The organism is Succinimonas amylolytica DSM 2873 (assembly GCF_000378405.1).
Classification (GTDB): Bacteria; Pseudomonadota; Gammaproteobacteria; order Enterobacterales; family Succinivibrionaceae; genus Succinimonas; species Succinimonas amylolytica.
Map to the genome: position 1 here is coordinate 99309 of NZ_KB899638.1, position 13496 is coordinate 112804.

Annotated in this window: 6 protein-coding genes and 3 pseudogenes; 7 read left to right on the forward strand and 2 right to left on the reverse strand. The window is 47.8% G+C overall.

All coding sequences use genetic code 11. The features are described from left to right. Window positions 1-75: 75 nt before the first annotated feature. Entirely contained in the window at window positions 76-540 is a 465-nt protein-coding gene (locus F557_RS0113245) for a hypothetical protein (RefSeq protein ID WP_019002706.1), read from the reverse strand. 1414 nt (window positions 541-1954) lie between these two features. Between F557_RS0113245 and F557_RS0113265 the strand changes: the two genes are divergently transcribed. The 7 genes and pseudogenes from F557_RS0113265 to F557_RS23500 form a co-directional block, all read left to right on the forward strand. Then, the gene (locus F557_RS0113265) at window positions 1955-3415 is read left to right on the forward strand and encodes a DUF2828 family protein (RefSeq protein WP_019002709.1); all 1461 of its coding nucleotides are present in this window, start codon (window positions 1955-1957) and stop codon (window positions 3413-3415) included. A gap of 648 nt (window positions 3416-4063) precedes the next feature. Then, on the forward strand, window positions 4064-8218 hold the full coding sequence (locus tag F557_RS0113275; RefSeq protein ID WP_019002710.1) for an AarF/UbiB family protein: 4155 nt from the start codon (window positions 4064-4066) through the stop codon (window positions 8216-8218). An 83-nt stretch (window positions 8219-8301) separates the two neighbouring features. Next, window positions 8302-8793, forward strand: coding sequence for a type III secretion system chaperone (locus F557_RS0113280; RefSeq protein WP_157617892.1), 492 nt, complete (start codon window positions 8302-8304; stop codon window positions 8791-8793). A 358-nt stretch (window positions 8794-9151) separates the two neighbouring features. Next, window positions 9152-9439, forward strand: a complete 288-nt coding sequence (locus tag F557_RS19970) for a helix-turn-helix domain-containing protein (RefSeq protein WP_019002713.1) — start codon at window positions 9152-9154, stop codon at window positions 9437-9439. Window positions 9440-9992: 553 nt separating this feature from the next. Next, a pseudogene (locus tag F557_RS23330) lies at window positions 9993-10400 on the forward strand (flagellin N-terminal helical domain-containing protein); the annotation flags it as partial. A gap of 864 nt (window positions 10401-11264) precedes the next feature. Further along, a pseudogene (locus F557_RS23335) lies at window positions 11265-11540 on the forward strand (flagellin); the annotation flags it as partial. Between the two features lie 485 nt (window positions 11541-12025). Next, window positions 12026-12205: pseudogene (locus F557_RS23500) on the forward strand (tetratricopeptide repeat protein); the annotation flags it as partial. 307 nt (window positions 12206-12512) lie between these two features. Here F557_RS23500 and F557_RS22340 read toward each other — a convergent pair. Then, a partial coding sequence (locus tag F557_RS22340; RefSeq protein ID WP_020621254.1) for a PD-(D/E)XK nuclease domain-containing protein occupies window positions 12513-13496 on the reverse strand: 984 nt, incomplete at its 5' end.

Consider the following 13496-nt stretch of genomic DNA (forward strand, 5'->3'; position numbering starts at 1 on the left):
GGGGGAAATATTAAAAAAGGTACCGGCTCCGTGAAGCACCGGCCCCCATAGCCCCCGGCAGGAGATGCGGAAGAACTATTTGAATTCGGCAAGAATCAGACTGCCGTCCTCACCGCTTTCGGACAGAGTGTATTTGTGTCTGACGCCATTTTTGTCTTCAAAGGCAATACCGTTGTTGGGAATACTGCCAAAAAACGTTATCTTTACAACCAGGGCCTGGCCTTTACTCAGCACATCCTTCTTATAGAGAGATTTCTCATCAAAGAAAATTCCGTTCTCATTGGCATCCCTGAAGGTAAGTGCCAGAACCTCGAAATTCCGGAGATCCTCCCGGGGCGCAAAGATAACACCAACCTGAGGATCTGCCTCGCTGGCCACAAAAACCTCATAATGCTGATATTTCCGGCCGGCCTCCTTCTCAAAAGCAACACCGGTAAGAGCCGCAGCCTCCCGGTCCGCAGCATGAGATACCGGTGAAACAATGAGGGTGGCAGCCGCAATCAGGGCAGCCGTAAAAAAAGTGGTCGCTTTGAAATTCATTTGTTTACCTCTTTAGCTGAAGCCATGCTCTTTTGCAAAGTGATTCTGCCGTTCTGGTTTCTGCATGCTTTCTGTGCTGGCACTGGAGAAACACTAATCCTTCAAAACAGCCGTCCACTCTGAAAAAAAAAGCAGTTTTCGGACCTTTTCGCAGCACTCATACAGGTTCATCCAGGTCCGACTTTATAAGTGAACAATACAGAATGATGGCTGAAAATTTCAGTTATAGGAAAACATTATGAGGGATTTATCACAATTTATTGCTTTTGGTATCCCTTTTACTGACACCAGCTTCATTAGGAAAATCTAAAACAGCGGGTATACATTTCAATCTATTTATTCAGTGTTAAACTCGAGTTTCCCGCACCTAAAATGAAACCTGAGCTCTAAATCTAAGGGATTGAAAGAGAAAGAGAAAGAGAAAATAGAACTGAAACAATGCACGGTGAATGGCTGAAGAAAACCCGTGTTTTGTTTTGGTGATGTCAGAGCGGCCCCGCACACCTGATTTCAGAGGTTCTGCCTTCTGGCACTGCCGGAGGCACCAGAAAGCCGGACTGTCCCTCAGACTATGGACAGCCAGATATTGGAAACAGCGTAATCCCTGCCGGAAATTTTCCGCCTCCCCAATCCGAAACTTTCCCCAGTTCGCACCTTTTTTTCCGGGATCTGCCCCGGATTCCTGCTACAATGGAATCATTGAAAGCGCTAACAGCAAACTTACTTCAGTATCACCAGTTGATAAAGACAGCGCTTTGTTTTTCCGCCGCCGGGTTCCGGTCTGTATCAGAAATCCGGCGCCGGCATCAGGCATCCTCCGGGATGCCTTATTAGCAGCTTTTCGATCTTCCATTCCAGTCTCTGCCATTTTCTTTCTTTTCCCGTAATTCTCCCTCTCTCACCCGGAAATAGCAGCCGCTCCGCAGTGCCACGCATTTTTGTTTGCTATGATTTTTATGTTCGCAACTTTTTTACCGGGTTTTTCAAAAGCTTCCGAAATACAATATAAACATCAAAAGCGCTCACAGCAATTATTTCCGCGCTATGGCAGCAGGGCAGGTTCGACTCCTGCCGGGCAGCAACAATGCCCGAATTCACGGTGAATGGCTGAAAAAAGCGCTTTGTTCTGGTGACCTGTCAGAGCTGCCCCGGCACGTTTGATTTCAGAGGTTCTGCTTCAGGTATTGCCGGAGGCTCCTGTCAAACCCAGGCGGTCCCCATTGCCTGAAAATGATGATGAAAACCAGCTTCCCAGGCTGCGGTTCCCTGCGGGTGATATGGAAAAAATTCCGGGAATGCCCCCGGGATCGCCCAGAGTTTAAAAATGTCAGGAGGGGTTGATACCGTCTCAGGTATTCTGACACAGGTCCGCATTTCTGAGAGAGCTCCGGAGACAGATAAGGAGTAACTGATCATGCTGAGAGAGTTAAAAAATCTTTCCAATACCGCTTTAACCGAGAACGGAGCTGTAACCCCCCGCACCACTGAGTCCTATTGTCTTGATCTTTTTGCTACCATCGGCGCCCTCAGGAACTCCGGCGAGCAGGAAATTCAGGATCGCTTCATGAGAGCGTTTTTCGAGGATCCGGATCTGGCCATGAAGACTCTGTTCTTTGCCCGGGATATCCGGGAGGGACTGGGAGAACGTCGCGTGTTCCGGGACATCCTGAAATGGCTTTCCGGCAACAGGAAGGAGTCTCTCGTGAAGAATCTGGAGCTCATTCCCGAATACGGCCGCTGGGATGACGTTCTGACGCTCCTGGGTACTCCGGCCCGGAAGGAAGCCGAGAGCTTTTTAAGAAAGCAGTTCACCACAGACCTTAAAGCACTGGACGGCACAGGAAAGGTATCGCTTCTGGGGAAGTGGCTGCCCTCCGTGAATGCTTCCTGCCGGCAAACTGTAACCTGGGCCAGGCAGCTTGCCGGAGCCTTCGGCATGCGCGAGCGCGAGTACCGTAAGGCCTTGTCTGCTCTCAGGACTCAAATCGGCATCATTGAGAACAGCCTTCGCAGGAAGGACTATACCTTTAATTATGCCGAGCTGCCGGGAAAGGCCATGCACAAGTATCGCAAGGCCTTTATCCGGAATGACAGGGAGCGTTACCTCAGCTTTCTGAAAAAGGTTGCCGCAGGCGTGGCCGTTTTGAATGCTAAAACCCTGATGCCCTACGACATTGTGAACGCCGCCTACCGGAACCCCCTGAGTCAGGAGGAACGTCTAGCCATGGATACCTCCTGGAATGCGCTTCCTGATTACACTGACGGGGAGAATGCCCTGGTAGTGGCTGACGGTTCCGGTTCCATGTACTGGCAGCATAATCCTCTGCCGGCAGCGGTGGCGCAGTCCCTGGCCATTTACTTCGCCGAAAGGAGCAAGGGCGCATTCCGGGGACACTTCATTACGTTTTCCCGCACGCCCCGCCTTATCGAAATCAGGGGCAGGGACATTGCGGACAAGGTGCAGTTTGTGAGCTCCTTTAACGAATGCGCCAACACCAATCTCGCGGCGGTTTTTGATCTGATTCTGGCAGCAGCTCTCAGGAAAAGGGCCCGGCAGGAGGATCTTCCCGCTACACTGTACATAATTTCGGACATGGAATTTGACGCCGCGGCATCTAATTCATCCGGGAGCAATCTGGTGACCGCTGAAATGAAGTTTGCCGAGCATGGCTACCGGCTTCCCAGGGTGGTGTTCTGGAATGTGAACTCCCGGAATGAGCAGCAGCCCGTTACCCGGAACGAGCAGGGCGTGGTTCTGGTTTCCGGATGCTCGGCCCAGCTCTTTTCCAGGGTGGCCGGGGGAGAGGATGTAACTCCGTACGCCTTTATGACGGAGACCCTGGGAAGCTCCCGGTACGCCGCCATCACGGCTTAGCTCCGGAGCACCTTTACGTTACTGAAGTAACCTGACAACAGAGATCGCAGATTGCGGTCTCTTTATATCTGTGGCGGATTTTTCCGGAACATCCGGTCCTTGTTCCCGCCATTATCTGGTTCAAAACACCGCAAAAAGCGGGCCATCACTGTTCTTATGAAGGTCGCGGGTTTCCCGCCCCAAACCGAGAGCAACCACTCCTCCCAAACAAAAAAAGCCGTCTTTGCAAACAAAACTGAAGCAGTTAGTCACGGCCAAAACGCTGACAGTCGGTAACGTAAAAACATGGGGCAGCCAGGCAGGAAAACGCTGGAGCAGAAAAAAAGACAATTCAGTAAGCAGAATTAGAGAAATTTTTCAGAAGCACTGACACACATAGCTACTTTCAGATAGAAGCAGAAAAGCCAACGGTGACTATTTTTAGTGATATAAGCCTGCTAATTGTATCGCCTGGATGCTATTTTGGGTGTGGGAACCAAACGGGGTTAGAATTGTTTTTTTAGGTTTTTCTCAGATTACTTGAAAAATAGATCATTTTTCCTGTAACCTTTTTTTCTTTTGTTACGTTACAACACCGTTGAAGCTGGAATAGAGTGCTCTTACAGAATTGCCAGCCAGGATTTTGAACAGATTAGGGATGATCATCATATGGATAACATTACTCTCAGCGACTTTAACAAAATTGCTTCCGGAACCTATAACGCCGGTATGGTGGATATCGGTTCTAAAGACGGACAGTCAAAACTGATCAAAATCAACAATCATGTAACGCGGCTGAGCAAAAACAATGTTGTCATGACCCCCGAGAGAATTGTCGCTGTTAAAGAGCTCTTTATTTCTGCACTGAAGAGAGGCGGAGTCTCCCCGGAGAACATCGCCGAAATCCGGAGGACCCTCGGAATCTCCGCAGAGGTCCAGAACATAAATGACGAGCAAGGCCGGACAAAGCTCCTGAAAGACCGTTTTACCCCGCTCAGCAGAAATACCGTCCGCATCGTACTGGACCGGTATACCCGGGGCAGAGTCGGTGTCGGAGGCCACAATCTTACATCGCAGGAGATGCGGGCAGCAGCCAGAACAAGCCGCATGCTGAGAACCGACGCCCGAATCACCTCCACCCAGCTGAACCAGGTTTCCCGGCATCTTATGCGGGATTCTGCAAAACAGTCCGGCTTCAGGGAGGCTCTCATTATGCTGTCTCCTGATCATAATCTCTCCCGGGTAGCAAGGCATATCAGCGAGAAAGGCCTTGGGGATGACGCCGTAACAGCTCTCAAAAATGATTTTGATACCCTGTTTGACAAGCTGCTGAAGCTCCAGGACCCGCAGGAAAGGAAAATATCCGGTCTTAAAATGTGCGGCCAGGATCTGACACTGAAAAGAGGAGATGATGGTAAAATTCAGGCAACCATCGGCAAGGGAAACTCGGCAGTAGCGCTCGATCTGGGAGTGGATGCCCGAAGCATGCTCGGAAACCTGATTAAAAGCGCCGTTGGCAACCAGAAATTTCTTGGTCAGTTCCAGGTCAAAAATCTCCTTGGCCGGATTTATTCCCATGATCTGGACAATTATCTGACTGCCCAGGATCGTACCAGCCTCACCAGACAGTTTGCAGCAAGCATTCTTGCCAATAAGTCCCCGGATACCAGCTTCGACGATCTCATGAAAGCCGCCGACTACAGCACTCCTTTCCTGTTTGACCTCGCAGAAAGAAGCCTCAGCGGGGAAAAAATAACCCGGGAGCAGATCCGTAACTACCACGAAAATCTCGCGCGCAGCAATGCCGGACTTCCGGCGGATCTTAAGAGCATGCTGGCCGAGGTCGCAGAAATGCCGCTGGTACCCAACAGGGATGGCGGATTTACCGTCGGCGCACCGATAGTAAACGAAATCAACCCGGCAGAACTTCCTGACATTCCTGCTGCCGAGAATCCCCATGATGCCACCTTCACTGAAATCAAGGATTTTGTGGCCGGCCTGATATTTTCCGACGATACCATGGTAGCAGAAGCCATGTCAGACACTCCCGGTCTTGCTCTCCGGGGAATGCTGACAGACTCCAAAAACATAAAGGCCTTTGCAGCCATTATGAAGAACCCTGATGTTCTGAACAATGCTGTGGCTCCGGAGCTTCTGACAACGCTTAAGACGGCCTTTACAAAAATCCGGGATACCCTGAACCCCCTGTTTCTTAAGGCATACGGCAAGGGAATCAGTGACGCTGCTTCCGCCCCCTCGTTTGTCAGGGATTTAAAAGCCTTTATTCAGGATCGGGACAAACTGCCCAGCAATGAGTTCATGAAACTGGAGACCGTCCTGCAGGAAGCGGCCATCAAAGGATGCGACAATATTCAAACCTTTATCAATCACGTGTTTGGAATCGACAATGTAGCCCTGAACAACATGGGCGGCATTACCTCCGATCCCTACAGCAATATGACACCGCAGCAGATTGCCGCCCAGCTTCACGATAAGGATCTCAAGAGCATAATCAGCGGCGCAGGCAATGATTCAGTTCCGGGGCAGATTGCTCTCTTTAAGCAGGTGCTGCACAGCTACTTTAAGAATATGGATACGGGGAACAAGCGGGCTGTTCTGGCCTCCGCTCTCCGCTATGCTGAGGCATTTGATTTCAGAAACCAGAATGGTGAGCCGCTTGCTAATGATGCTCTTACCAGTGCCCAGAAGCATGCCCGCGTAAAATTTACCGGAGCCATCCTTAAAGGAACCGGCCCCCTTATGCAAAAAATAATGCAGGGGCTTCCGGCCAGTATCATGGGAGATTACGCCGACGCTCTTAAGGACATGAAATCCCACCTGAACCCCATCCCCAGAAAGGTTGTTCAGGCCCGGCTGAACAAGGTCATTGCCGACTCTAACAACAAAATCAGATCCATAGAGGTAGAAAAATCCCTGGGTGCCGCTTCTGTGGGCGAAGCTTTCCTCTGCAAGGTGTATCTTAACGGTGTGGAAGAACCCAAGAATGTGGTCATCAAGATCATGCGTCATGATGCCAGACAGCGCGCCGAACAGGAATGCAAGATAATATCCGAGGCTGCCAACAAAATCGGAGAGGGCATGGCCGGAACCTGGAAGGGGCAGCAGGAACAGTACATGAAGGAGTTTGACTTCTCCACTGAAGCCGCAAACGCCCGGGAAGGATATGAAGTCTATCAGGTTCAGGGCAAGGAAGATCATAAGAACCATACCCTGGGCAGTACGGTAAACTGCATGGAACTGGCCGAAGACCTGATACCGGCGACACCAAATCTCCTGACTGCAAATCTGGCAAAGGGCACCACCCTGGACTCATTCTTTGATAAAACCATAAAAGAGGTTCAGGAATTAACCGGCAATATGTTCAAAAAGGACCCGGCCACCGGCAAAATCGAGTGGGACAAGAATACCCTGCTGCCAAAACTGAATGACGGCAATGTCTACACTATGCATCAGCAAAGCCTGACAGCAAGGGAACTCAAATCCAAAACTACAGATATCAGCATTGTTGCACGCAATCTCATCGATATCACCAAGGTCTGGATATCCGAGGCACTGTTCGGTACCGGCCAGTTCCATGGCGACTGTCATGCCGGAAATATCATGGTTGACGGCAAGGGCAGCGGCACTCTTATCGATTTCGGCAATATGTTCCATTTTTCAGATGCAGAAAGACAGTCTGTACTCAGACTGATTCTGGGAGCGGTGCTGCGCAAATCTGATGATTTTATGACTAACTATGAAAAGCTCCTTTCTCCTAAAGGCAAGGAGAGACTGGACAGTCATCCGGAGCTCAGGGAGAAGGCAAGTGCCATTCTGAATGAGATATTCAGCAAGGGGCATGTTTCCATAGATGCGGTGGCCCGTGTTCAGGCTTCTCTGGCCGAACTCCAGAAGCTGGGACTTGAAGTTCCGTTACAGGTGCATTCCTTTGTACTGTCTCTTTCCAGGCTGCAGAACAGCATGGAGGAAATGAACACCGTACTCAACCAGTGCTTCAAGGCCAGGAATGTTCTTCTGAATGCCGAACCGGATATTGCTCCTCAGGGACAACGGGATGAGCTGGATCTGATAGGGGAGATTAATGATTTCTACATGCAGAAAAAGAACCGCATGAACGATGAAAATGGCACTCCTATCTGGAAAGAGAAGTTCTTTTTATCAAAAATTAAGCGTGACGGCATTAAAGAGGAATGGGGCAAGGGAGTTGATAAATGTGTCCTGGAACTGAAGGATTTCCAGAAAGACGGAGAATATTACACCAAAGTCTCCAACCGCTTGAATGCCGCCGAAAACAAGGTTTCAGAAGCCCAGAGAATGAGGGATATCCTGCTGGCGCATCTGGATCAGAACTCATCCAATGCGACAGAACGGGCCAGTGTGTCTGCTATTAATACCGCTACTAATGAATTTATCACCTCCTGGAACGCTGCAGGCAATGCTGAAGAGCAGAAAGCGGCCCTGGAGAAATTTACTTCAGACTATTCAAAGCTGGTGGCACAGCAGATGGGCAATTTTTATGTCGAGGCATCAGGTATTAAATCCATGCTGAACAAACTTCCGGTATATCCTAATTCCTTTGCCAGTGTTGTTATGGCTACCATGTTCAACTCGGCAGATGTTCTCCGGCGTTCATTCGGTTTCACGGAAGGCCTGACTCTTCTGGAAAATGTATACCAGATAGCCAAAAATGAACTGAACTATACCGGAAAAAAACTGGAAGTGAATAATCTGTTTGCAACCATTAACAATGAGATAATGAAAACCAGAGATGATACCAGCTACAAGATTGAAATAGGAATCTGAGTTCTTCGTGCTGATCTGGTTTATACTCAGAATCACAGGAGGACAGCCTCCTGTCTCAGCACATAAACATTTTGAGAAGATATATGGATTATCAGGAAATTATAAAGGAACTAAGCATAGCACTGGATATGGAACTGGACGGTTCTCGCGGTGCATGCGGTTTTGAGTATGGCGATACGGAGATTATTCTTCAGGATGCCGGGGATCTTATTCTGATCAGGGCTGATCTTGGCCTGATTCCGGATGCCGGCATGACAGAGATTCTCAGAACCGCTATGGACGCCAACTATCTGTATCAGGGAAGCGGCGGAGGCACCTTCGCCCGCAACCCTTATGACGGACACCTCCATCTTCAGTACTACAACTGGCTGGAACGCCTGACGGCAGAAAAGCTGATTAAATTCATAGAAAAGCTTGCTGAAACCTGTGATGTCTGGATGAAGCTGATTGATGACTATGAAAACAAAGTCGTTTCCAGTGCTGCCGGCTCCCAGGACTCACGCATATCTGAACCTGACAGCGAAAGCAGCAGAGAACCGGAAATCTCCGCACAGTTTTCGGGGATGTTTGTCTAGCACTGCGGCTTTTAATCAATGCAGTTCCTGTCCTCCGGAGGCGGCTCCGGATTTTGGACAGGAGCTTCCTGTCACAAGTCCGGGAAGGGCAGCGAAAGAAAGATAAAAGTACTGGAACATCGGACCATAGCAAAAAAGGGCGTTTTGAGAGAAAGCGAATAGCTAGGATAATACTTAGTTCCTTATGATTTTTATTCAAAACCGGCTTTTTGAACCACATTCATCAATAATACAGGCTTTATTTAAGAAAATTCCTTAGCTGACAGGTTTTGGAACATTCTTACAAGGCACAGAGATTTGTACAGCCGGCACAATCCCTCAGCCATATGTATACTCATCATCTGATCATTTTACCCTGGTGCCTCCCGATTTAACCTATGAAAGGGAATTAGAAGACGAAAGTATTCCCTTGCTAAATTTTGCACCAGTTCCGCAAGGCACTGTTTTTGATGGGAAAGTATTATCATTCTGTTATGCAAAAGCCCGTAAAGTTTCTGAAATTGCGGAGTATCTGGGAATAAGCGATTCCTCATATTTTAGAAAGCACGTTCTTGAGAATCTTGCAAATAACAATTATCTGGAGAAAAACAAGATCTCAAGAGCTTCATACTATAAAACAAATCCCCATATGGTTATTCTGGCGTAGCTTAGGATAATTGTTACTGATATGTTAGCAGGTCATACTCCTGATATGAACGATAATCCTGACTGCAGAAGGGAAAAAGAGCTCTAATCCGTTAAATAACTTTATACTGTTGTCGCGAAAGGCTGCCAGATCAGAAAAATCCTGGGAATCAGCAAAAGAAGCACGTGATTTCAGAAAATCCTGCTTAAAAAAGCAGCTTTCTTAAAAGAGAGTACGGTGATTTTTGTTTTTAAAAACTAAAACACAGTTCACACAAATAAAGTATCTTCGCACTATTTTTTATAGCATAATGATTCTCAGTAGCTTTTGTCAGGTCAACGAAACAGGATGCCTCAGATTCGCTGTTTCGGCATGGTGGGGCAGGATGGCAGCAAAGATATAGTCGGAAACCAAAAGCCAGAATGAAGGCGGGATCACTAAATATGAATCCTGTGCTGCCGGGCAGCTAATAATTGCAGGAAAGCACCGCTAACCAAAAAGGCTTGGGTCGAAAAAGCCTTGAATTTCAGAAACAGACTAACCAAGGACATTCAGTCACGCGGGAAATGCAGCAATGGCGTTATATGTAAAAACCAACGTTTCATCATTGAATGCCAGAAGGAACCTGGAAAAATCAGGGGCGGCTCTTGATACCGCCTTTAAGAGACTGGCCTCCGGTCTCCGGATCAGCAGTGCCAAGGATGATGCCGCCGGTCTTCAGATTTCAGACAGACTCACCTCCCAGATCAACGGTCTTAGCCAGGGAAACCACAACGCCCAGGACGGCATATCCTTCTGCCAGACTGCAGAAGGGGCTCTGGATGAGATGACGAACATGTATCAGCGCATCCGCACCCTGGCTCTTCAGTCTGCCAACGGCACCAATTCCGCTCAGGATCGCGCAGCCATTCAGGAGGAGGTGTCGCAGCTCTGCCAGGAAATCACCAGAATCGGCGAAGATACCACCTTCGGAGGCGAGCACATCCTGAATAAGGATCTCACTGCACCCACGGAATTCCAGGTAGGTGCTAATGCCAATGAGACCATCAGCATTGATCTCACTTCAGGTTTTCGAATAAATGATGTGTTTGAGAAGCTTTATAATGAAGGGGACTCTCAGATGCAGACATTGCTTTTAAGTGGCGGTTTTGCCAGAAAGGTCGACTGTTCTCAAAACGGCAATGCCTTTTCTGTTACCGCTGATTATTTTGCTTCCAGAGGTGAATACACGGTTGAGGTAAAGTCTCTCGCTTCTCAGACTGTATTTCAAAAATCTATCCAGTATCTTGAGAAAGACGATGAAGGACTGTATATCTGGGATCAGGAGATAACCTACGAAGCCGGGGCCCTTACATTTGAACTTGGTTCCGGATCAGATGCGAAGACCTTCACTGTGCAGGTGAATGAAGGAGATACAATTTTTGATATCCAAAGAAATATCAATTTTGCCGCAGGATCCTCATTGACTGCCCATTTTTCTAAACATAACGATCTTTACAGTTATGATCTCCAAGGGAAGATAAATGCTTTTTTTTATACACCAAAAGGGAGCGCTTATGCTCCGCCGTTATCAATCACGGCTGCTGGAGATGAAAGGCTTAATGCCTTTAACTGCAGTATTGAACCGGAATCAAGGATTAATAACAGGGATGCTCAGGGGTGGTATCTCTACAGAAAAGGACAGGATACAGTTATCGAAATCGATGGAGTGTCCCTTACGGACAGTTACGGTAATACATTTTACGATGAGGAAAAAGGCCTGCATATTACCGCCAACAGTGTTTCCGGCCCGATTACACTGACGGTAGATCCCGAAACCATGTTTTTGGTGGATACGCCGGAAACAGCTCAGAGCACTTTGGCGACGGTGGACAAATTTATCTCTACCATTGACAGCAAAAGGGCGGAGCTGGGGGCTGTACAGAACCGGCTTGAGTCCTCGATCAGAAATCAGAGCAACGTGGCCGAAAACATCTCCGCCGCCAGAAGCCGGATCCGGGATGCCGACTTTGCTGCCGAAACCGCCAGTATGAACCAGCAGAATATCCTGCAGCAGGCCTCCCAGAGTATACTCAGTCAGGCAAACCAGAGGCAGCAGAATGTGCTGTCACTTCTGCAGTGATACAGAGGGTAATTAACTGAAAAATACGATCTTAAAGAGGTATTAACGACCTGAATTATGGATTAGGGGGCTTCCGTCCAGGCATTCTTTACGACGAAGGAAAAGCCGTAAGACATAGTTTTCAGGAAGCAGAAGAATACTATGGGAAATCATGCGATTTAGCTAATTGTGATTCCTGTGGCAAGGCATATAGCAAAGGCTATTAAGGGTTGATGATTTTATGTCAGCATGACTGATAAGATTACGAAGCTACTGATCTCACAAACGGAGCCCACATGAAAATTCTACTGTTATGTTTAACTGCTGCTATCTGCTTTTCCTTGCTGAATGTTGCCACGGCTGATGCCATGACTGAATGCAATACACGGACCTTGAATATGGAACCCAAAGAAGCTCTTCCATTCTGTCAGGAAGCCTGTAACCTGAATGAATGACTAGGGTGCGTCTTTCTTGGAGATTATTACGATCGGGGGCTAGTCGTAAAACGGGACTACCAGCAGGCAAAAACATACTATGAGAAAGCCTGCAACCTTAAGCATGGATTTGGGTGTTTCAATCTTGGAGTTTATTATGTCAATGGGCGCGGTGTAAGACAAAATTTTCAGACAGCAAAAGAATACTTTGGCAAGGCCTGCGAATTTTGGAGATCAAGACGGCTGCGATAATTATCGGGTGCTAAATGAAAAGGGCTATTAAGGCTTTTTTCCAGATTCAAATTTTGAACTTTTCAAGAGCAATCACCTGATATCTGGAAACATCCAGAGAACCGTTTACCGTCAATGTTTTCCAGGTAAATACTAGGAGTAGCTTTTGACGAGGGGCAGTTCTTTGGATGACGCTCCAATCGATAGCTTTCAGTGTATCATCTCGTCACAATCTCAGCCCCTGTGAAGACAAGTAACGTTCAGAGCCAAAACTTCCTCAATGAAGTCAGAAGGGCGCATTGAGGAATCCTTCCTTTCAGTTTCCCTGCTAGCCGCAGTACACACACTCCGATCCCGAAAAGATCATGGCATAAGCCATGACGTTCTTATCCTTGAACTCAAGAGCTGACTTGTAGGTGCCGACCTGCTCGGTCGCTTCCTTTTTCAGACTTTCAATTCTGGCTTCTGTGGCATCCTTCTTGGCGGCGTACCTGAGCTCGATAAGGTAAATGCTTTCATTTCTCTTTCCTCTGTTTACGGTGATCACCAGATCCGCAAACTTTTCACCCTTGCCGGGAATCCGCAACGATTTCTGGAGTTCGGCAATGACTCCTCTCATGGAGCTCAGTTTGGTGTGAAGCGTCAGGTTAAGCGCCATTTCGCTCATGTGGGTAAGAACCTGATTGGTGAAGATGGCGGTTAAAAATACGGTGCAGGAATCTGCAAATGCCGAAATATCAGAAGCTCCATCAAGCAGAGGGGAGATATCCAGTTTCTGTTCCTTAAAGATGGCGCTGGGCTTTAACTTGAGGTTTGCAGTGCACTGAGCAAAGAGCCTTGACATGAATTTATTCGGAATTTTCAATGAAAGGCCATCCTGATCCGATAACGCGGGATCAATGGTTAGATAACCAAGATAGTACAGCATGGACAAAAGCTGCTCTTCATTGTATTTGGCCGATTTATTTAAATTGATGTTCTGAGCAAGATTACCAAGATAGAACGTTTCTTCTGCAAGATAGGTGTCTATAACGTTGTCTGCAAGGTCGTCCTCAGCAATGTCAAAAAGCTGCTGAAGCTTAGAGCTGTCATGATCCGATGCAGGATCCATGTATTTTTCCGGCGCAAGAAATACTTTAGCTTTGCGCATTTCGCCGAGATAATACAGACACATGGATGAATTGTACAACGTATGCTTTGCAAATCTGCTGAAACAGTAGCCATCATATACAGGTCTCATTCTGGCAATTACTTCATCCGCAGTTACACCGATGCTTTCTATATCGACCAGTTCCGGAATGATCTTTTTAAG

What these genes read in the sequence shown, in the direction of transcription:
- F557_RS0113275 (WP_019002710.1), top strand. Translation starts at nt 4,064, where the DNA reads ATGGATAACATTACTCTCAGCGACTTTAACAAAATTGCTTCCGGAACC.
- F557_RS0113280 (WP_157617892.1), top strand. Translation starts at nt 8,302, where the DNA reads ATGGATTATCAGGAAATTATAAAGGAACTAAGCATAGCACTGGATATG.
- F557_RS0113265 (WP_019002709.1), top strand. Translation starts at nt 1,955, where the DNA reads ATGCTGAGAGAGTTAAAAAATCTTTCCAATACCGCTTTAACCGAGAAC.
- F557_RS0113245 (WP_019002706.1), bottom strand. Translation starts at nt 540, where the DNA reads ATGAATTTCAAAGCGACCACTTTTTTTACGGCTGCCCTGATTGCGGCT.